This is a genomic window from Candidatus Avoscillospira sp. LCP25S3_F1 (genome assembly GCF_052117125.1).
GTDB lineage: Bacteria > Bacillota > Clostridia > Oscillospirales > Oscillospiraceae > Avoscillospira_A.
This window is the reverse complement of the sequence record NZ_JBQKJT010000015.1, coordinates 15,491-36,326: the sequence shown is the minus strand read 5'-3', so window position 1 is coordinate 36,326 and position 20,836 is coordinate 15,491. Positions and strand designations below refer to the sequence as shown.

The window sequence follows — 20,836 nt, the reverse complement described above, 5'->3', positions numbered from 1 at the left end:
CCAAGGGGAAGTGGCCGCAGGTCAAGAGCAACTGGCCGCTTGGCGTCCCATCTCCCGCCCGCAGGTGACATAAAATGCCCAACTCCACATGCGGAGTTGGGCATTTTGCTCGGGGTGTGCATCTTGCAGCACCCCGTTTAATTACGCCAATCTCACTGGGCAGCGCTTATTTCTGCTGCTGGGCCAGTTCCCGCAGGGCATCCTTGCGGCTCAGGTTGACGCGGCCCTTCTCGTCGATCTCCATGACCTTGACCCAAGTCATATCGCCAATGTTGAGCACATCTTCCACCTTCTCCACGCGGCGGTTTTCCAGCTTGGAGATGTGGACCAGACCATCCTTGCCGGGCACCAGTTCCACAAAGGCGCCGATGGGCAGAATGCGAACCACCTTGCCGTAATACAGCTTGCCCACCTCGGGGACAAAGCAGATGTCGTCGATCATCTTCTTGGCGGCCTCAGCGGCAGAACCCTCGATGGCGGAAATGAACACGGAGCCGTCGTCATCAATATCGATCTTGGCGCCGGTATCGGCACAGATCTTCTGGATGGTCTTGCCGCCGGAGCCGATGACCTCACGGATTTTATCCACCGGAATCTTGATGGACAGCATCTTGGGGGCATACTCAGACACATGGTCACGGGGCTTGTCAATGCAGGGCAGCATGATCTGCTCCAGAATCTCCAGGCGGGCCTTGCGGCAGATTTCCAGGGCGTTCTCAATGATCTCCATGGTCAGGCCGTCGTTCTTCAGGTCCATCTGAATGGCGGTGACGCCTTCGGTGGTACCGGCCACCTTGAAGTCCATCTCGCCGTGGAAGTCCTCCACGCCCTGAATGTCGATAAAGGTTCTCCACTCGCCGGTTTCCGGCTCGGAGATCAGGCCGCAGGAGATACCGGCTACAGGGCGCTTGATGGGTACGCCGGCATCCATCAGTGCCAGGGTCGAGCCGCAGATGGAAGCCTGGGAGGTAGAACCGTTGGAGGACATGATCTCACTGACCACGCGGATGGCGTAGGGGAACTCCTCCACGGAAGGAATCATGGGCAGCAATGCCTTTTCAGCCAGATTGCCGTGGCCGATCTCGCGGCGGGAGGTGGAGCGGCTGCCCCGGGCCTCGCCGGTGGAGAAGGACGGGAAGTTGTAGTGGTGGATATACCGCTTGGTCTCCTCGTCGTAGATAGTGTCCAGCTTCTGCTCCATGGACAGGGTGTTCAGGGTGCAGATGGACAGGGCCTGGGTCTGGCCGCGGGTGAACAGGCCGGAGCCATGGACTCTGGGCAGCACGCCGACCTGGGCAGACAGGGGACGGATTTCATCCATCTGACGGCCGTCGACGCGCTTACCGGCCAGCAGCCACTTCTTGACCACCTTCTTCTGCATCTTGTACAGGCAGACTTCGATGTGCTGCTCGTAGTCCTCGTACTTCTCTGCGAACTTCTCAGCGAAGTCGAGACGGGTCTTGGCCAGACGCTCCTCACGCACATTCTTGTCGGGGGTGTCCAGGGCGTACTCGATCTGGTCCATGCCGTAGGCCATCAGATCGTCCAGCATCTCATGGTTGACGGCGGCCTTCTCAAAGGTGAACTTGGGCTTGCCGATGGCGTCCACGATGGTGTTGATGAACGCCACGATCTTCTGGTTGGTCTCGTGGGCCAGACGGATGGCGCCCATGAGGATATCCTCGGGGACCTCGTCGGCCTCGGTTTCAATCATGACCACCTTCTCGGCGGTGGAGGCGATGCAGCAGAACATCTTGGCCTCGCGGCGCTGCTCGGAAGAAGGGTTGATGATATACTCGCCGTTGAGATAGGCAACCTCGGTGGTAGCCATGGGGCCGTTCCAGGGCACGTCGGAGTAGGCGGTGGCGATGAACGCGCCCAGGGAGGCGACTACTTCCACGGGATTGTCGTAGTCGTTGGCCAGGACGGTGCAGGTGATGACCACATCGTTGCGCAGCTCATCGTCGAAGAAGGGGCGCATGGGGCGGTCGATCAGGCGGGAATTGAGGATACCGCGCTCGGAGGGACGGCCCTCGCGGCGGTTGAAGGAACCGGGGATGCGGCCCACAGCGTACATACGCTCCTCAAACTCGATGGTCAGGGGGAAGTAGTCGATGCCGCTCTTGGGAGCGGAGGAGGCCACGACGGTGACCAGAACCACCGTGTCGCCATACCGGCAGATGCACTCGCCGTTGCACAGCTCGGCCACCTTGCCGGTTTCCACGGTGAAGGTACGGCCGCCGATTTCAGTCTCGAAAATGTGGTGGTTGGGGAATTGCTTCTGTGTAATCATTGAGATCTCCTTTCACAGCTGCGAAGGACACGGAACGTTAGCACTTGAAACAGCCGCCGCAAGCGCAGCAGTTCTTTCAACTGCTAACCTTCTCCGTGTCATTCTCTTTTAAAAAAGGGCGGCCAAAGGCCGCCCCTATGGGTTACTTACTTACGGATGCCCAGCTTGGCAATGATCGCACGATAGCGGTTGATGTCCTTGCGGGCCAGATAGTCCAGCAGGTTGCGGCGCTTACCGACCATCATCAGCAGACCGCGGCGGCTGTGGTTGTCGTGCTTGTGCACGCGCAGGTGCTCGGTCAGCTCGTTGATGCGGGCGGTGAGAATGGCAATCTGGACCTCGGGGGAACCGGTGTCGCCCTCGTGGGTAGCGTTCTCGGCAATGACCTTGGCCTTGGTTTCCTTCAGAATCATGGGATGATCCACCTTTCATAAAAAATATTCTCCCTCAGGCTAAGTACCGGGCTGGCGGAAATGCCCTGTGAACAGCGGCGCTGTCCCGGAACTGAGCGCGGGGTCCGCTAACTGTGCGTTAGCTATACTACAATATCACAGGATACCCAGAATGTAAAGGTTTTTTCCCCGATTTTAAAAAAATTTCAGAACCATTTGGGCGCACCTCCAGCGGTCGCCCATCATAGACTGTCGGGAAAGGAGGAATTTTGAAATGTGGAATCCCTATGAATCCAACGACCGCACCGGCGACGTGCGCTACTTCGGCTACGCGGTCCAGCAGGCGGCCCCGGCGGGTGAACTGCTGATGGCCCGGTACTGCCCCGCCGAGGATACAGAACCCTCATCCACGGTGTATCTGCCCGGCGGCCGGTATCTCATCGCCTACAGCGTCAACGCTTCGGCGGCGGAACCGGCAGCGTCCGACACGGCCACCCTGGGCACTGCACCCCGGTTCAACGGCGTGCCCTTCCCCCGGGGCGGCAGCTTCGCCACGGTGCCCGACGACGGCAGCGCGCCGCTGAACAGCACCTTTGTCATCACCCTGCCCCGGGCCGTCAACACCTTGAGTTTTACCAATACCGGCAGTCTGAATACATCCTATCAGCTGCTCAACGTCACCGTCAGCCGGTTACGCTGACGGCAGCGCTTCGGCCCAGGCCAGAAGGTCTTCCAGGCTGCCCATGGAGAACGCCTCCGTGGGCAGCTGCTTTTCGTTGACGAGACAGTCCGCAATGAGCAGGACCTCCATGCCCAGGGATTGGGCTGCGCCGTCCTCCAATACATCGTTGCCGACGAGGATGCAGTCGCCCGGCTGCACGTCCAGCCGCGCGCACACCTGACGGTAGTAGTCGGGGTTGGGCTTGGCGTAGGTGCTGGTCTCAAAGGTGGTCACCAGGGGGAACTCCACGTCCTCCAGGCCGGCCCAGCGGAGCCGGGACAGGGTGGCGATCTCGGGGAAAATGGGATTGGTGGCCACGGCCACCGTATAGCCCTTGTCTTGCAGGGTTGTGACGATTTTCCGGCTCAGTTCCGAGGGACGGCACACGTCCACGCAGCGCTGGAACTCCTTGGCGTAGTAGTCGAGAAATTCCGGCTCCTGGTCGTAGTAATCCACGCCCAATGCCTGAGAAAACACCGCGGCAAAGGCCTCCCGGTTGGTGCGGGAGCCGTCGTTTTTCACCATGGCTCCGGTACCGGCCCAGACAGCCTTTACCACATCCTGAGGATTGAACTGGGGAAAGCGGCCGCAGAGGGTTTCGAAATAGGCTTCCGTGAAGGGTTTCATTTCCAGCGGCAGCAGGGTGCCGTCCAGGTCGAAGAGGACCACCGGACGGGGTGCAGTTGTAAAAGCCATGTACATGCGCTCCTTTTTTCCATAGTACAACGCTATTGTGCCAGAGACCGGCAAAAAACGCAAGAGGACGGTTTCCGTTCCCTTGCGCCGGTCCCATCCGGCGGCCGGTGCATGGCGTCGTTCAGCTTTACCATATGGACGTGGTCCTCCCACACCCCATTGATTTGCAGGTAATACCTGGACAGCCCCTCGCACACAAACCCGTTCTTTTCCAGGACCCGGAGCGACGCGTGGTTTCTCGGCATGACATTGGCCTCGATACGGTGCAGGTGCAATTCCTGAAAGGCATAGTCCACCAGCATGGACACCGCCGCCGTCATATAGCCCCGATTGACATAGTCCCTGTCCAGCTTATATCCCAGGAACGCGGAACGAAACGCTCCCCACACCACATTGTTCAGACCAATGACGCCGATGATGTGATGGGGCCGCTCTGCCGGTTGGATATAAAACCGATACCCCCGGCCTGCTTCCCGGTCCCGCAATTCCTTTTCCAAAACCTCCCGCTGGCCGTCGGCTGTGAAAAATCGTTCCTCCCGCACCGGCTCAAAGTCCTTTAGAAACGCACGGTTCCGCCGGTAATAGTCCGCCGCCGGTTCCGCCAGCCACGGCTCCGCCGGTGTCAAACACAAGAGTTCATTCTGCATTTTATCCCGTTCCCCAGTACATAAATCATTGTTCGGCACATCAAATCCGAGTTATACCGTGATCCAGTATCTCTGTTCCACCACGCCATCCGTTTCGATTTCGTTTTCCAAAACCCCTCCGTTGTTTCGGATGCTCTTGGCGGATGCAATATTGTCCTTGTCGCATACCATCAGCACCTTCTCCAGCCCCAGGTTACGGCATTCCTCCAGGGCCAATGCGATCATTTTGGTCGCAATCCCCTTGCGCCGTTCCGACGGGCGAACGCCGTCTCCGATATGGCCGCCGTGCAGCAGCAAATATTCATTGAGCGTGTGACGGATATTGACGGCCCCCACAAAGCGGTTTCTGTCCAAATCCAGACAAAAAAATGTGGAATCCGGTACCAGACCGTCGGTCGGTTCCCGGATCTCCAGGTTGTCCAGATAGGTGTCAAATGCACGATAATCGGATTTTACAATGGCATATGGTACAATTTGCTCCCCGGCAGCACACCATTCCTCCATCATCTCACGGAGCTGCTCTCTGTACTGCTCTGACAGCTTCACCAGCTTTAACTGCACAGTATCCCCCATTTCTTCACAATTTGTCCCCATTATACTACGACTGCCGGCCACCGGCAATCAACAAATCGTAAAAACACCGCCGCCGTCCCAAGGGGGCAGGGACGGCGGCGGCGTTGGGGGGTATCTATTTGTATTGAACTGTTGACAAAAACGGTTATGCCGGGCAGTGGCAATGATCGCAGCTGCCGGAGCAGCGGGGCTGCAATTTTTCCGGCACCGGCGCGCCCTTGCGCTCATAGTAGTCCCGCAGCGCCGCCTGGACGGCTTCCTCTGCCAGGACGGAGCAGTGGAGCTTTACGGGGGGCAGGCCGTCCAGGGCCTCCACCACGGCCTTGTTGGTCAGTTCCATGGCCTCCTCAATGGTTTTGCCCTTGATGAGCTCCGTAGCCATGGAGCTGGTGGCAATGGCCGCGCCGCAGCCGAAGGTGTTGAAGCGTACATCTTGAATGACATCGTCCTGGATATCCAGGTAGATCTTCATAATATCGCCGCACTTGGCGTTACCCACTTCGCCAACGCCGTTGGCGTTGTCCAGCTCGCCCACATTGCGGGGGTTCATAAAATGGTCCATGACCTTTGCACTGTATGCCATCTCAGACGGCCTCCTTCTTCATCATATCTTTCCACACGGGAGACATATCCCGCAGCCGCTGGACCACCTGAGGTACCACGGCCAGAATGTGATCGACTTCTTCTTCTGTATTGGTGTGGCACAGGCTCAGACGGAGAGAGCCGTGGGCCACTTCATGGCTCAGACCAATGGACAGCAGCACATGGCTGGGGTCCAGAGAACCGGAGGTGCAGGCCGAACCGGAGGAAGCGGCCACACCCATGGAATCCAGCAGCAGCAGCAATGCCTCGCCCTCCACGCCGGGGAAACTGAAATTGACATTGCCGGGCAGACGGTGCTCAGCGCTGCCGTTGAGCCGGGCATAGGGGATTTGAGAAAGCCCCGCAATGAGCCGGTCCCGCAGCTTCGTCACATAGGCGGTATGCTGATCCAGATGCTTGCAGGCCTCGTCCAGCGCCACGGCCATACCCACGATGGCCGGAAGGTTTTCCGTACCGGCCCGTTTGCCCCGCTCCTGGCCGCCGCCCTCGATGAGGTTTTGCAGCCGCAGGGCGCCTTTGCGGACGTAGAGGACGCCCGCGCCCTTGGGACCGTGGAATTTGTGGCCCGACAGGGACAGCAGATCGATGTTCTGGGCCGCCACGTCGATGTGCAGGTGACCTGCCGCCTGGACGGCGTCGGTGTGGAACAACACACCCTTTTCGCGACATACCGCGCCGATCTCCGCGATGGGCTGGATGGTGCCGATTTCGTTGTTGGCGAACATAATGGTGATCAGCGCCGTATCGGGGCGAATGGCCGCCTTGACTTCCTCCACCCGGACGATACCGTCCTCGTGGACCGGCAGCAGGGTGATTTCCCATCCCTGGCGCTCCAGCTTTTGCAGGGTGTGGAGGACGGCGTGGTGTTCAAAGGCCGTGGAGATCATATGGCGCTTGCCCTGCTTCTCCCCTGCCGCCGCAGCGGACAGGATGGCCTGATTGTCGGCCTCGCTGCCGCCGGAGGTGAAGGTGATCTCGTCGGCCGTGGCCCCCAGGCAGCGGGCCACGGTTTCCCGGGACTCCTGCAAAGCGGCGGCCGCCGCCTGCCCAAAGCTGTGGGGGCTGGAGGGGTTGCCGTAGATTTCATCGAAATACGGCAGCATGGCGGCCTTGGCCGCAGGGCTCATGGCGGTGGTGGCCGCGTTGTCAGCGTAAACTCGCAGCATGATACATTCCTCGTTTCTATGATGCACACATCGGGAAATTTTCTTTCCCTTTATTCCTATCTGTTTTATGTGCTTATACTACACCATAATTTCCCCGCTGTCAAGATAAACCTATTAAATTCCTAGGAAAATATTTTGCAGGAAAAGAGCGCGGGTTTTTCACGGCCCGCGCCCCTGTGTTACTCCAATTGAATTTGAATGTCGCCGGTGTCTGTACGAATCTCGCAGACGCCGCCGGTGACGGTTTTGGGAAGGTCAATTTCCCCCGTGTCGCTTTCCGCCAGGAACACTTTTTCCGACAGCAGAGTGCCTGTCACGTCACCGGTATCGGTCACAATGTGGAGTTCTCCGGCATCGCAGCCGAGGAACTGTACCGCGCCGATTTCGCTTTGGAGCGTCATGGCGCCGGTGGCCGTCACCCGCTCCAGCAGAATGTCGCCGGTGTCGGCGGTTGCCGTCAGACTGCCGCATGCCACATCGGTGAGCCGGGCCGAGCCGGTGTCCACTTCCACCTGCATTGCATTGGCGCAGGTCACGGAAGAAACAGTCACATCGCCGGTATCCGACGTAAGTTCCAGGGAATCCGCCGACAGATGTTCCAGCTGAATGTCTCCCACATCCAGCGTGATCTTGATCTGTTGGGAGACGGAGGCCCGGCACAGGACGTTGGTGGTATCGCCGGAGATCTCCACGCTTTCAAACGAAAACGCGTCGGGCAGCTCCACCGTGCCCACGCTGCCGTCGATGACAAGGGCGCTGTATTCCTTTTGGGGCAGATAAACGGTGAGTTTCGGCGTTTCCAAGGTGATGCCAATGGATTCATACCACGCTCTCGCGTCCACCGCACGAATGAACAGCGTGCCGTTTTCCACCTCCACGGTGTGGTGCATCATCTGCCGTTCATAGCAGACCACTTTGCAGCTTCCGTCGTCGGACGGGACAAACAGCAGGTCCGCCGCGTCGGTATGGATGGACAGGTCCCGGATTTCTTCATCGAATTCATAGGTGTTCGTCTCATATTTTACCGTGCCGAGCCTGGAAAATTCCCAGCGGTTGATGGTCATGACCACACCGAACATCAGGACGCCCAGCACCACCAGGACCGTCGCAATCATCAGCCACGCTTTTACCATCTTACTCATGCTGCCGCCTCCTTTTTGACAAAGCAATTTTTCAGTCCCAGGATCAGTTGCCCGGTCAGACGCAAAATGCCTTTGGTCACTTCCTTGCAGCCGAAGAACAGGAAAATGGACAGGCCCGCACAGGTCAGCCCTACACCGACGACGGCAATGCCCGCCAACACATTGCCCCGGCCGGCAAACACCACGCCCAGGACCACACCGCTCAATGCACAGCCGATCAGCGCACTTTCCACCAGCCACAGGGAAAGGATCACCGACCATACAACGATGTAAAAAGACAATACAATGGCGGCGGCACTGACCAGCAGGGACAGCCACAGCGGCGAGCCCACCAGCAGCAGCACAATCTCCCAGGGACGGAGCGTATGTTTGGGCTTCACTTTCTCCTTGACCAGTTTCGTCAGAGGAATCTCCGCCACGATCTGCGACAGCACCGCCTCCACCGGGCCGATCTCCGCCACGGCTTCCGCTTCGGTACAGCCCTCTTCCACCCGGTCATCGATCATCTCGCTGTAAAACGTCAGGCGCTCTTCCATATCCTCCTGCGGCAGGCCGGACAGCCCCGTCCGCAGCCGCGCCAGAAATGTCTGTTTATCCATCCTCCCCATCCTCCTTTGTCACAAATTGATAAATGGCCAGAATTTCTTTCCATTCTTCCTTGAATTCCTCAATCCGCTCCAGCCCCGCTTCTGTTATATGGTAGTACTTCCGAAGCCTGCCTCCGTGCTCCGCCGTTCGGACCGTCAGCATCTTGGCCGTTTCCAACCGTTTCAAAATGGTATACAGCGTCGATTCAGACAACGCAATATACGGCTTCATATCTTTAATGATTTTGTAGCCGTAGGAATCCTCGCTTTTGATGGCCGCCAGCACACAGACGTCCAAAAGGCCCCGCTTCAGTTGAATATCCATATAATACCTCCTTTCGTGTAATACATCATATCACGAAGTATAAGCCTTGTAAAGCATCTCCAGAAAAATTTTTTCAGGCACAAAAAAACAGCAGCGGGGCCGCAGCCCTCCCTGCTGTTTGCGTCCATCGTTTCAAACCCCACAATCCCAGCGGCAAAGAACGCCTGCCGCGATGGTCGGCAGGCGTTTGTGAATCAGTGCTCCTCCACTTCCGATGCGATGGTCTGGTCCACCAGGTCTCGCAGAGTGACGCTCTCCAGATAGTCGTCAATCAGCTGGTCCAGGCGGAGCCACAGCGGCAGCGTCTCACAGCGGGTGGCGCGGCTGCAGGTGCAGCGGCGGTTTTCCAGGCAGGCCACCGGCGACAGCGAACCCTCCGTCAGCTTGAGGATGGACCCCACGGTGTACTCCTCCGGCTTGCGGGACAGGCGATAACCGCCGGACTTGCCGCGGGTACTGTTGACAAAGCCCGCTTTGTTGAGCACGGAGACAATCAGCTCCAGGTACTTGGCCGAAACCTCCTGCCGCTCGGCAATATCCCGCAGGGAAACGGCGTCCTCGCCCGGATGTTGGGCCAAATCAATCATAATGCGCAGGGCATAGCGGCCCTTGGTGGATATCTTCATGGTCAACACCTCCCAGGTTATCCCCATTATACAATAGGAATGCTCGGCTCGCAAGAGGCAGCTATAAAAATGCCTATGTTATTCATATGTTTTTTCCTATGGATCTAGTCCCGATGGACCGAATCATAGCTGCGTCCTTCCCGATAGGCCTTCATGATATCCTTGAAAATTTCGCCGCAGGAGGGCGGCGTCCAGGTGATGGCGTTGGCGCCGGCCGCAATGGTCCGGCGGATAGCATCCTCATCGGCGCCGCCGGTGGCGATGATGGGGACGTTGGGGAACCGCTGCCGGATAATGCGGACCACCTCGGGTGTATTGGCGGCGGCGGAGACGTTGAAAATGCTGGCGCCGGCCTCCATACGCCCCTCGAAATCCTCGTCGGCCCGGGCCACGGTGACCACCACGGGAATGTCGATGGTCTGGGCCGCCTCGGCAATAACCTGATTGGTGGTAGGCGCGTTGACCACCACGCCCATGGCGCCCTGCATTTCGGCGAACATGGCCAGGTTCACCACTCTGGGCCCTTGGGTCAGACCGCCGCCCACGCCCACAAACACCGGAATATCGGCGGCCAGCATCAGGGCCTGGGTGATGATGGGCTGGGGCGTAAAGGGATAGACGGCAATGACGGCGTCGGCGTTGACATTGCGGATGATGCTGACGTCGGTGGTAAAGACCAGGGACTTGATCCGCTTGCCGAAGACCAGAATACCGGAGCAGTCGCGAATGCACTCGGGCACCTTGAGGGTCACGCGGCGCAGAGCGCCTTCCACCGGTGTAGGAAATGTTTTCATGGTTGCTCACCCTTTCCGGAACACGCTATACAGCTATGGATTTTCTTATCATATCACAGAATTTTTTCGAGAATATTGCAAAATTGTGAAGTTTTTCTTCCTTGTTTCTTCCCGCTGCCGCCCTTGCAAACGTCACGAAAAACTGGTAAAATAAAATGATATTTGAACGATAATGGGAGGATACCCCCTTGGAACGTAAGACCACTGTGATCTCATCGGAACAGCTGCGCCAGCAGCAGGAATTCTGCGGCCGCATCCGGCGGCGCTGGGAAGAAGCCGGCATTTTGCCCACAGCCTTTGTGGACACCTACGGCTGCCAGCAGAATGAGGCCGATTCCGAACGCATCCGCGGTATGCTGGAACAATGCGGCTACACCATGCAAGACGGCGAGGAAGGGGCCGACGTCATTGTGATCAATACCTGCGCCGTCCGGGAGCACGCTGAGCAGCGGGTTCTGGGCAATGTGGGCGCGTTGGTCCACACCAAGCGCCGCCACCCCGGCCAGAAGATTTTCCTCTGCGGCTGCATGATGGGCGAACCCGCCGTGGCGGAAAAAATCCGCAAGAGCTACGTCCATGTGGACGGCGTCTTCTCCACCCACCACCTGTGGGAGTTTCCCTCCCTGCTGTACCGGGTCCTGGACACGGGCAAGCGGGTCTTTGCCACGGAGGACGAGGCCGGCTCCATTGCCGAAGGACTGCCGGTGGTCCGTTCCAGTGCCTTCAAGGCCTGGGTCAGCATCATGTACGGCTGCAACAACTTCTGCACCTACTGTATCGTACCCTACGTCCGGGGCCGGGAGCGGAGCCGCAGACCCGAGGATGTCATCGCCGAGGTGAAAGAGCTGGTGGAGAGCGGCTGCCGGGATATCACCCTTTTGGGGCAGAACGTCAACTCCTACGGAAAAGACCTCCAATGCGGCGTGGACTTCGCGGACCTGCTGGCGGAATTGGCCCAGCTGCCCGGCGATTTCCTGCTGCGGTTTATGACCAGCCATCCCAAGGACGCCACGAAAAAGCTGTTTGACACCATGGCCCAGTATCCCAAAATCGCCCGCCATATCCATCTGCCCTTCCAGGCTGGCAATGACCGGGTCCTCAAGGAGATGAACCGGCGCTATACGGCGGCGCAGTATCTGGAGCTGGTGGACTATGCCCGCTCCGTCATGCCCGATATCGTTTTGACCTCCGACGTCATTGTGGGCTTTCCCGGCGAGACCGATGCGGAATTTGAAGATACCTTGAACCTGGTGGAGCGCGTCCGCTACGACGCATTGTTTACCTTTATTTATTCGCCCCGCACCGGCACCCCGGCGGCGGAGATGCCCGACCCGGCCACCCGCCAGGAGAAGCTGGCCCGGTTCGACCGGCTGTGCGCTGCACAGAACCGCATTTCCGAGGAGAAGCACCGGGAGTATGTGGGCAAAACGGTCCGAGTCCTGGTGGACGGCGTGGACGACGGCGTTTTGACGGCCCGCACCGGCGGCAACCGTCTGGTCCGCCTGGAAAACGGTACGGAGGACCTCATCGGTCAGTATGCCGACGCCACCATTACCGGCGCCAACACCTGGTCCCTGATGGGAAAACTATAAGATTCCACCCAAATTCCATGACCGCAGCGTGCAGGACATGGACAAGTCCCCGCCCTGCACGGCGCAGTTTGATATATTTTTTATTACACCCACACAAAGGAGGCCGCTACATGGCCCAGCAGCAACTGACCCCCATGATGCAGCAATACCGGCAGATCAAAAACGATCATCCGGACTGCATTCTCTTTTTCCGCCTCGGCGACTTCTACGAGATGTTCGATGACGATGCCCGCACTGCTGCCCAGGAGCTGGACCTGACCCTCACCAGCCGCGACCGCACCAAGGAGAAAAACGACCCCAACCGCATCCCCATGTGCGGCATTCCCTACCACTCCAGCGAAGGCTATATTGCCCGCCTGGTCTCCAAGGGCTACAAGGTGGCCATCTGCGAGCAGATGGAGGACCCAGCCACGGCCAAGGGGCTGGTCAAACGGGACATCACCCGCATTGTCACCCCCGGCACCGTCACTGAAAGCTCCATGCTGGACGAACGGCGCAACAACTATTTTGCCTGCGCCTACGGCCGGGACGGTATCTTCGGCCTGTGCTTCTGCGACGTATCCACGGGCTCTTTCTACGCCACCTGTCTCTCCGGCCCCCATGCTGTGGAGCAGACCATCAACGAATTGGCCCGCTTCTCTCCCTCTGAATTGCTGCTGGGCGGCGAGGCCAGCGAGGTGACCCTGCTGCCGGAAGCCCTGCAAGCGCGCCTGCACTGCTGCGTGGACCGGGGCGATGACGCCCTTTTTGCCCTGGACGCCGCCACCGCTGTGGTGGAGCAGCAGTTCCGTCAGAGTCTGGCTGCCCTGGGACTGGAAGCCGTGCCTGCGGTGATCTGCGCCGCCGGCGCACTGCTGGCCACCCTTCATCGGGTGCAGAAGTCGGATCTGGGCCACATCCGGGCCATGGACTACTATCTGTCGGGCCGGTTTTTGGAGCTGGACCTGACGGCCATCCGCAATCTGGAACTGACGGAGACGCTGCGTTCCAAGGAAAAGCGGGGCAGTCTCCTGTGGGTCCTGGACAAGACGGTTACGGCCCTGGGCGGGCGGCTCCTGCGGAGCTGGCTGGAGAAACCGCTTCTCTCCCCGGCCCTCATCGGCAAACGGCTGTCCGCTGTGGAAGAACTGGTGCAGAAGACCGTGGACCGGGAGGAACTGCGGCAGCTGCTGCGGGAGGTGTCCGACTTTGAACGGGTCATGGCCCGCATCGTCAACGGCACGGCCAATGGCCGGGATCTGCTGTCCCTGGCCAACGGCTGCGCCTGTCTGCCGGAATTGAAACACGCCCTGGGCCAGTTGGACTCGTCCATGGCCCAGACGCTGGCCGAACAGCTGGACGACCTTTCTGATTTGAAAGCCCGCATCGACCGGGCCATTGTGGACGATCCTCCCTTCACGGTCCGGGAGGGCAAGCTGATCCGCCCCGGCTACAGCGAGGAGGCCGACCGGCTCCGGGATATCCTGTCCGGCGGCAATGGGGCTATGGCCGAAATCGAGGCCCGGGAAAAGGAACTGACGGGCATCAAGACGCTGAAAGTGGGATACAATCGGGTCTTCGGCTACTACATCGAGATTTCCAAGAGCCTCAGCGAACAGGCTCCGGCCCACTACATCCGCAAGCAGACCCTCACCAACTGCGAGCGCTACATCACCCCCGAATTAAAAGAGCTGGAAAACACCATTCTCACGGCCAAGGACCGCATCACCTCCCTGGAATACGAATTGTTCAACGAGGTACGGGAATGGCTGGCAGGACAGGCCGACCGGGTGCGGCTGACGGCGGGGGCCGTAGCCACCGCCGATGTATTGTCCAATCTGGCCCATGTGGCCGTTCACAACCACTACTGCCGCCCCGAGGTGGACTTTTCCGGCGAAATCGTCATCAAGGACGGACGCCATCCGGTGGTGGAACAGATGCTGGAGGGCAGTCTCTTTGTGGCCAACGACACCACCCTGGGCGTCGGCGGCGACAATGTAGCCATTCTCACCGGCCCCAATATGGCCGGTAAATCCACCTATATGCGCCAGGTCGCCCTGATGGTCCTCATGGCCCAGATGGGCAGCTTTGTCCCGGCCAAATCGGCACGGCTGGGCATTGTGGACCGGCTGTTCACCCGCATCGGCGCGTCGGATGACCTGTCCTCGGGCCAGTCCACCTTTATGGTGGAGATGACGGAGGTGGCCGAGATTCTCCGCAACGCCACGCCCCGCTCCCTGCTGATTCTCGATGAGATCGGCCGCGGTACCTCCACCTTTGACGGCATGGCCATCGCCCGGGCCGTCCTGGAGCATACGGCGGACCGGAAAAAGCTGGGGGCCAAAACGCTGTTTGCCACCCATTACCATGAACTGACCGTCATGGAGCAGGAGCTTCCAGGCGTGAAAAACTACAACATTGCCGTAAAAAAGAAGCAGGATGAGGTGATTTTCCTGCGGAAAATTGTCCCCGGCGGGGCGGACGATTCCTTCGGCGTAGACGTGGCCAAAATGGCCGGTCTGCCCGATTCAGTCATCCGCCGGGCCCGGCAGCTGCTGCACCAACTGGAATCCGGCAACGGTGCGCCGGTCCCCGCCCCCGCTGCGGCACCCGTTGCCGATGATCAGGTATCGCTCCTGGATATGACCGGCAACGAACTGCGGCAAAAGCTCCAGGCCATGACCGTGGAGACCATGACCCCCATTGAAGCACTCAACGCCCTGTATCAGCTGAAACAGCTGGCCGACAAGGGCCTGTAAGGACAGAAAGGAGACCCCATGGCATTGATGAAAAAGAGTGTTCCCGGCCCTTCCATGACCCGGGTTGAGATTATCTGTGGTATTGTATATCTGCCCATCTATATGATCGGCCTGTCCTTTGTTCTGGAGCTGGTCTTTGGCCTGCTGAAGGTCAAGCCCGCGGAGGTCACGGCCAACCTCTGGTATTTTGCTCTGAACTTCCTCTTTCTGGCCCTGCTGTTCCGCCGGTGGCTTCTGGCCTCTGTTCCCACGGGCCGCTGGAAGTTCTGGCCCTTCCTCCAAGCCGTCATCCTGGGCTTTGTCCTGTACTACGCCCTGACGTGGCTCCTGGGCATGGTCTATCAGCTGACGGGCATTGTGCCGCCCTCGCCCAATGACAACTATCTGGGCGGTCTGGCCAAGACCCAATTCACCACCATGGCCATTTCCATCGTCATCCTGGCCCCCTTTGCCGAAGAGATTCTTTTCCGCGGTGTCATCTTTGGCAATCTGCGCCGCCTCAGCCCCCTGGCCGCCTACCTCGTCTCCGTGATTGTCTTTGCCGTTATCCACGTGGTGGCCTATATTCCGCAGATCGGCTGGCAGGCCGCGCTGCTGGCCTCCATCGGCTATCTGCCCGGCGGCATCGCCCTGGCCTGGACCTATTCCAAGGCCGACAGCATTTGGGCCTCCATGATCCTCCATGCCATCCTCAACGGCATGGGCCTGGGACTACTCCAACTGGAAGGGTTGGGTTGATCGCATGGCAGTCATTCAACAGCTGTCAGCCCATGTGGCCGATCTCATCGCCGCCGGCGAGGTGGTGGAGCGTCCGGCCAGCGTCGTCAAGGAACTGCTGGAAAACGCCGTGGACGCCGGAGCCAGACACATTACCGTGGAGATTCAAAACGGCGGCATGACCTTCCTGCGCGTCACCGATGACGGCTGCGGCATGGGCCCCGACGACGCGGAGACGGCCTTTCTCCGTCACGCCACCAGCAAACTGCGCTGTGCCGATGATCTTTCGTCCATTGTGACCATGGGATTCCGGGGCGAAGCCCTGGCCGCCATTGCCAGTGTCAGCCGCATCGACCTTTTAACCCGACTCACCGGGGCGGCCTCCGGTACGGCGCTCCATCTGGAGGGCGGTCAGGTCACGGAACACACCGAGGCCGGATGCCCCGACGGCACCACCATTCTCGTCCGGGACCTCTTTTACAACACCCCGGCCCGGATGAAGTTCATGAAATCCGACGCCACCGAGAGCTCCCACGTCTTCGCCGCCGTGCAGCGGCAGGCCCTTTCCCATCCCGACGTGGCCATCCGCTTTTTGAAGGACGGTCAGGAGCTGCTGAGCACCCCCGGCGACGGGGACCTGCGCAGTGCTGTCTATTGCGTCTACGGGCGGCAGTTTTCCGCCGGATTGGTGCCGGTGGACAGCCATTGGGAACACTATACCCTCCGGGGCTTTGTGGGAAAGCCCACGGCTACCCGGGGCAACCGGTCGGGCCAGCACTTTTTCGTGGGCGGCCGCCCGGTCAAGTCCAAACTGCTGACCTCGGCCCTGGAACAGGCCTATCAGAATCAGATGATGCAGGGCCGATTCCCCTGCTGCGTACTCCATCTGGACCTGCCGCCCCATCTGGTGGATGTCAATGTCCATCCGGCCAAAACGGAGGTCCGGTTTCTGTCGGAACGGGCCGTCTTTGACGCCGTCCACTACGGTGTGTTGGGGGCCTTGTCCCACGCGGTGGACCGGCCCGAATTGAAGTTGACCAAGGACCCGGCGCCCGCTGCCGCGCCCCAGCCGAAACAGGATTTTTTCAAGACCATGGACGCCTCCCAGTTCCGGGAGTTTGCCCAGGCCGTGGCCGACGCCCCCAAAGTCACGCCGAAAAAAGAGACCATGTCAGCGGTATTTGCCCCCCGCACCGTGGAACCGCCGATTCCCATTGCGGCCCCGGTGACGCCAGCAGCCCCGCCCGTTGGCCAGTCCGACGCCGAATCGGAGGAGCGGCTGGACTTTCTGCCCACGGAGGCGGAAATGCTCTCTTTCGGCTCCCCCACCGCCCCCCTGGCTGTGGAATCCGCACCGGTGGAGCCGGAGCAGCAGACCCTTTCCATGCCGGAGGTCCCCGATTACCGCATTGTGGGGGAAGTCCTGAACACCTACATTGTCATTGAACAGAACGGAGAACTGCTGTTTTTGGACAAGCATGCCGCCCATGAACGGCTGCTGTTTGAAAAGCTGCGGGCCTCGGAACAGCAGATCATGGGCCAACAGCTGCTGACGCCCATTCCCGTGGAGGTATCCCGCCAGGAGGCGGCGGCATTGCTGGAAAACGCGGAGCTGTTGGAGCAGTTCGCCTTTACCGTGGAAGAATTTGGCGACGTCGCTGTGATGGTGCGGCAAATTCCCGCCGATCTGCCCCAGGAGCAGGCCGAAGCCACCCTGCAAGCCCTGGCCACAGCCCTGTCTGAGGGCCGCCGGGCGGACCCGGCAGCTTTGCGGGACCATATTCTCCATTCCATCGCCTGTAAAGCAGCCATTAAGGCCGGTTGGCATACCACCGACGCCGAATTGGCCGATTTGGTGGCCCAAGTTTTGTACCGGCCTGACATCCAGCATTGTCCCCACGGCCGCCCGGTCTGCATCACCGTCACCCGCGGTCAGCTGGAACGCCGGTTCGGCCGCGGCTAAGGAGGAACGCCCTATGCACGATATCATCGCTGTGGTGGGACCCACGGCGTCGGGAAAAACGGGTCTGGCCATTGGGCTGGCCAAGGCGCTGGACGGCGAGGTGCTGTCCTGTGACTCCATGCAGCTCTACCGCCATATGGACATCGGCACTGCCACGCCTACGGCAGAGGAAATGGACGGCATCCCCCATCATATGATGAACGTCATTGACCCCGCCGAGGATTTTTCCGTCAGCCGCTATGTGGAGATGGCGGACCAATGCCTTCGGGATATTCTGGCGCGGGGGAAACGGGCCATTGTCTGCGGCGGCACGGGGCTGTATTTGGACAGCCTGCTGCTGGGCCGCTCCTTCGCCTGTCCCGCCACGGGTCACCGCCGCCATCTGGAGGAGCAGGCGGCACGGGAGGGCATCGAACCCATTCGGGAATTGTTACGCACCGTGGACCCGGATTCCTATACACGGCTTCCCGCCGGAGACCACCGGCGCATCATCCGGGCCGCCGAGGTCTATCTGGAAACCGGCGTTACCATCACCGAGCACAACCGCCGGACCAAACTGCTGCCGCCCCGCTATGAGGCCCGGTGGATTGGCCTGGATTTTGTAAACCGCGCCGCCCTCTACGCCCGCATTGACCGGCGGGTGGAACAGATGATGGCGCAGGGGCTGCTGGAGGAACTTCAGGCCCTGTTAGATCGGGGCGTGCCGCCCACGGCCACCAGTCTCCAGGCCATCGGCTACAAGGAGCCCATGGCGGCACTCCGGGGCGAGATCACCATGGAGGAAGCCGTGGCGAAAATCCAGCAGGAGTCCCGCCGCTACGCCAAACGGCAGCTGACATGGTTCCGCCGCAATCCCGCCATTGCCTGGATTGTCCAACCCGACGAACCGGACGCCCATCAGACGCTGGAAACGGCCCTTCATCTGTTGGAGGACGGCATTTCGGGGGATTTCGCACCATAGACATGGTAGATTATGGGTATCCCATTCCCGGCCCCAGGCCGGAACAGACAAAGGAGAGATACCCATGCAACACCCTTACAATTTACAGGAACAATTTCTCAAAGCCGTCCGCCGGGAGCAGTCCCAGGTCACCGTTTTTTTGATGAACGGCTTCCAGCTGCGCGGCGTCGTCACCGGCTATGACAACTACGCCGTCATCATCCAGTCGGAGGGGCGGCAGAACATGATTTACAAGCACGCCATATCCACCATTTCTCCCGCCGTTGCCGTGTCGCTGCGGGAGCAGACAACCCCCGCGCCGTGACGCTTCACCCGGCCCGCGGGGTCGGAAGGAGTCTCCATGAAGCTGCAACTACTGTCCAAATCCGGTAAATTCTACAACCGTATCATCGTATTGATTGCCGTGGCAGCTCTACTGCTCTATGCGGGCTACATGGCACTGAACTATTTTCGAGATCCCCTGTCCACCATTCTCGCCGTGGAGGTCTCCGTCAGCGAAGGCCGTTCCGTGGAGGGCTGGGTGGTCCGGGAGGAGCAGCTCTTGACCTCTTCCAGCGCCATTACCGTTCCGGAGCGCAGCGAAGGGGAAAAGGTCGGCGCCGGTCAGGTGGTGGCCATGGGCTACAGCGATGCCGATGCCCAGACACGGCAGGATCAAATTGAACTCCTGTCGGCTCAGCTGGAACAGCTGACCTATGCCACCACCGTGGCCGCCGAAGCCGGCGACACCACCTCCCTGGACGACGCCGTCTTTCAGCAGTTGACGGCCTGGGCCAAACTGACGGCCAGTCAGTCCCTTTCGGAGAGTGTAGACGTGAGCACAGCGCTCAAAGGTCTGATTCTCCGCCATGGCGCCGATGACGGCGCATTGACGGTCCTCAACAGCCAGATTGCCCAGCTCCAGTCCCAGCTCACCGCCCTGGAAACCCAGGCCGTCGGTGACACCACCTCCATCAACGCCCCGGTGTCCGGCTATTTTTCCGGCGATGTGGACGGCTACGAACAGGTGTTGACGCCGGAACTGCTGTCCACCCTGTCCATTGCGCAGCTGGAGTCCCTGGAGCCTGCCGCCATCGATCAAAACGCCTTCGGGCGCCTGATCACCAGCTCTCGCTGGTACTATGTGGCGGCGGTTCCCACTGAAAGCCTGGAGGAGCTGGAAGCCGGCGACACCGTGACGGTCCAGTTTGCCATCAGCGGCAGCGAAAGTCTGCCCATGCAGGTGGAGCGTCTGGGCGACGACGAAAACGGCCGGAGCCTGTTGGTGCTGTCGTCGGAATCGTCCCTGCAATCGGTGACGCTGCTGCGCCGCCAGCAGGCCGACATTATCCTCCGGTTCCACCACGGTCTGCGGGTGCCCAAGGAGGCCATCCGCACCGATGAATCGGGCAATACCGGCGTTTATATTCTCGAAACCACCTCCGCCCAGTGGAAACCCGTCACCCTACTCTATGATGACGGCGACAGCTACGTGGTGTCGCTGGATAAATCGGTTACAGACAATCTGTGGCCAGGCGATGAAATTATCGTCAACGCCAAAGAACTATACGATGGGAAGGTTGTGATCACCTCATGATCCACGAAAATGTACAGACCATCCGGGCCGCCATGGCCCGGGCCGCCGAGGCCGCCGGCCGCGACCCCAAAGAAATTCTTCTGTGCGCCGCTACCAAGATGAACAACGCCGACGCCGTCCGGCAGGCAGTCGCCGCCGGCGTAGACTGCTGCGGCGAAAACCGGGTCCAGGAGCTGCTGGAAAAGCAGCCCTTGGGCGCCTATACGGGCGTACCTGTCCACTTTATCGGCCATTTGCAGACCAATAAGGTCAAGCAGGTGGTGGGACGGGTGGACTGCATCCAGTCGGTGGACCGCCTGCCTCTGCTGGAGTGCATCCAGAAGGAGGCCGACAAGCAGGGCATTGTCCAGGACATTCTGCTGGAGGTCAACGTGGGCGGCGAGGCCAGCAAATCGGGATTCACCGTAGAGGAAACCGCCGCCGTAGCGGCCCGGATGGGTGAATTTCCTGCCGTTCACCTGCGCGGACTCATGGCCATTCCCCCCATCAGCCAAAATCCTGGGGATAATTCCAAGTTTTTTGCACAAATGCGCAACCTTTTTGTTGACATTAAGGGAAAAAAGTACGATAATGTTTCTATGGACTGCCTATCTATGGGCATGTCGGACGATTTCACCGACGCCATTGCTGAGGGCAGCACCATGATACGCGTGGGTACCGCCATTTTTGGCGCCCGAAATTACGGATAAGGTAACGTGGATCGTTTTTACTAATAGGAGGATTT

Annotated in this window: 21 protein-coding genes; 9 read left to right on the top strand and 12 right to left on the bottom strand. The window is 59.8% G+C overall.

The window, feature by feature from the left end:
* Positions 1-166 precede the first annotated feature (166 nt).
* Positions 167-2,293 (bottom strand): polyribonucleotide nucleotidyltransferase, encoded by a 2,127-nt coding sequence (locus ACTQ33_RS13125; protein WP_441465053.1) that lies wholly within the window; start codon positions 2,291-2,293, stop codon positions 167-169.
* Positions 2,294-2,439: 146 nt separating this feature from the next.
* Positions 2,440-2,706, bottom strand: coding sequence for a 30S ribosomal protein S15 (gene rpsO, locus ACTQ33_RS13120; RefSeq protein ID WP_441465052.1), 267 nt, complete (start codon positions 2,704-2,706; stop codon positions 2,440-2,442).
* 253 nt (positions 2,707-2,959) lie between these two features.
* Between rpsO and ACTQ33_RS13115 the strand changes: the two genes are divergently transcribed.
* Positions 2,960-3,385, top strand: coding sequence for a hypothetical protein (locus ACTQ33_RS13115; RefSeq protein WP_441465051.1), 426 nt, complete (start codon positions 2,960-2,962; stop codon positions 3,383-3,385).
* Here the strand turns inward: ACTQ33_RS13115 and ACTQ33_RS13110 are convergent.
* The 10 genes from ACTQ33_RS13110 to ACTQ33_RS13065 all read right to left on the bottom strand — a co-directional run bounded on the left by ACTQ33_RS13110 (position 3,377) and on the right by ACTQ33_RS13065 (position 10,565).
* The gene (locus ACTQ33_RS13110; RefSeq protein WP_441465050.1) at positions 3,377-4,102 is read right to left on the bottom strand and encodes an HAD family hydrolase; all 726 of its coding nucleotides are present in this window, start codon (positions 4,100-4,102) and stop codon (positions 3,377-3,379) included. The two genes, ACTQ33_RS13115 and ACTQ33_RS13110, sit on opposite strands and share 9 nt — an antisense overlap.
* A 32-nt stretch (positions 4,103-4,134) precedes the next feature.
* A complete protein-coding gene (locus ACTQ33_RS13105; protein ID WP_441465049.1) occupies positions 4,135-4,749 on the bottom strand; it encodes a GNAT family N-acetyltransferase in 615 nt (204 codons plus the stop codon).
* Positions 4,750-4,800: 51 nt separating this feature from the next.
* Positions 4,801-5,310, bottom strand: a complete 510-nt coding sequence (locus tag ACTQ33_RS13100) for a GNAT family N-acetyltransferase (protein ID WP_441465048.1) — start codon at positions 5,308-5,310, stop codon at positions 4,801-4,803.
* A gap of 157 nt (positions 5,311-5,467) precedes the next feature.
* Entirely contained in the window at positions 5,468-5,905 is a 438-nt protein-coding gene (nifU, locus tag ACTQ33_RS13095; RefSeq protein ID WP_441465047.1) for a Fe-S cluster assembly scaffold protein NifU, read from the bottom strand.
* A gap of 1 nt (position 5,906) precedes the next feature.
* Positions 5,907-7,091: a cysteine desulfurase NifS gene (gene nifS / locus ACTQ33_RS13090; RefSeq protein ID WP_441465046.1), complete on the bottom strand. Its 1,185-nt coding sequence runs from the start codon at positions 7,089-7,091 to the stop codon at positions 5,907-5,909.
* A gap of 179 nt (positions 7,092-7,270) precedes the next feature.
* On the bottom strand, positions 7,271-8,233 hold the full coding sequence (locus ACTQ33_RS13085) for a DUF4097 family beta strand repeat-containing protein (RefSeq protein ID WP_441465045.1): 963 nt from the start codon (positions 8,231-8,233) through the stop codon (positions 7,271-7,273).
* Positions 8,230-8,832 (bottom strand): DUF1700 domain-containing protein, encoded by a 603-nt coding sequence (locus ACTQ33_RS13080; protein WP_441465044.1) that lies wholly within the window; start codon positions 8,830-8,832, stop codon positions 8,230-8,232. Before ACTQ33_RS13080 ends, ACTQ33_RS13085 begins: the two co-directional genes overlap by 4 nt.
* The gene (locus ACTQ33_RS13075) at positions 8,825-9,145 is read right to left on the bottom strand and encodes a PadR family transcriptional regulator (RefSeq protein WP_441465043.1); all 321 of its coding nucleotides are present in this window, start codon (positions 9,143-9,145) and stop codon (positions 8,825-8,827) included. Before ACTQ33_RS13075 ends, ACTQ33_RS13080 begins: the two co-directional genes overlap by 8 nt.
* A 194-nt stretch (positions 9,146-9,339) precedes the next feature.
* Positions 9,340-9,771 (bottom strand): RrF2 family transcriptional regulator, encoded by a 432-nt coding sequence (locus tag ACTQ33_RS13070; protein WP_441465042.1) that lies wholly within the window; start codon positions 9,769-9,771, stop codon positions 9,340-9,342.
* 104 nt (positions 9,772-9,875) lie between these two features.
* Positions 9,876-10,565 (bottom strand): hydrolase, encoded by a 690-nt coding sequence (locus ACTQ33_RS13065; protein WP_441465041.1) that lies wholly within the window; start codon positions 10,563-10,565, stop codon positions 9,876-9,878.
* Positions 10,566-10,753: 188 nt separating this feature from the next.
* Here ACTQ33_RS13065 and miaB point away from each other — a divergent pair, with 188 nt between their 5' ends.
* The 8 genes from miaB (at position 10,754) to ACTQ33_RS13025 (ending at position 20,801) form a co-directional block, all read left to right on the top strand.
* Positions 10,754-12,157, top strand: coding sequence for a tRNA (N6-isopentenyl adenosine(37)-C2)-methylthiotransferase MiaB (gene miaB, locus ACTQ33_RS13060; protein WP_441465040.1), 1,404 nt, complete (start codon positions 10,754-10,756; stop codon positions 12,155-12,157).
* A gap of 110 nt (positions 12,158-12,267) precedes the next feature.
* Entirely contained in the window at positions 12,268-14,895 is a 2,628-nt protein-coding gene (gene mutS / locus ACTQ33_RS13055) for a DNA mismatch repair protein MutS (RefSeq protein WP_441465039.1), read from the top strand.
* Positions 14,896-14,913: 18 nt separating this feature from the next.
* Entirely contained in the window at positions 14,914-15,633 is a 720-nt protein-coding gene (locus tag ACTQ33_RS13050; RefSeq protein ID WP_441465038.1) for a CPBP family intramembrane glutamic endopeptidase, read from the top strand.
* Positions 15,634-15,637: 4 nt separating this feature from the next.
* Positions 15,638-17,575 (top strand): DNA mismatch repair endonuclease MutL, encoded by a 1,938-nt coding sequence (gene mutL, locus ACTQ33_RS13045; protein WP_441465037.1) that lies wholly within the window; start codon positions 15,638-15,640, stop codon positions 17,573-17,575.
* 13 nt (positions 17,576-17,588) lie between these two features.
* Positions 17,589-18,536 (top strand): tRNA (adenosine(37)-N6)-dimethylallyltransferase MiaA, encoded by a 948-nt coding sequence (gene miaA / locus ACTQ33_RS13040; RefSeq protein WP_441465036.1) that lies wholly within the window; start codon positions 17,589-17,591, stop codon positions 18,534-18,536.
* A 64-nt stretch (positions 18,537-18,600) separates the two neighbouring features.
* Positions 18,601-18,840: an RNA chaperone Hfq gene (gene hfq / locus ACTQ33_RS13035; protein WP_441465035.1), complete on the top strand. Its 240-nt coding sequence runs from the start codon at positions 18,601-18,603 to the stop codon at positions 18,838-18,840.
* A 36-nt stretch (positions 18,841-18,876) separates the two neighbouring features.
* Positions 18,877-20,112, top strand: coding sequence for an HlyD family efflux transporter periplasmic adaptor subunit (locus tag ACTQ33_RS13030; RefSeq protein ID WP_441465034.1), 1,236 nt, complete (start codon positions 18,877-18,879; stop codon positions 20,110-20,112).
* Entirely contained in the window at positions 20,109-20,801 is a 693-nt protein-coding gene (locus tag ACTQ33_RS13025) for a YggS family pyridoxal phosphate-dependent enzyme (RefSeq protein ID WP_441465033.1), read from the top strand. Before ACTQ33_RS13030 ends, ACTQ33_RS13025 begins: the two co-directional genes overlap by 4 nt.
* Positions 20,802-20,836 lie beyond the last annotated feature (35 nt).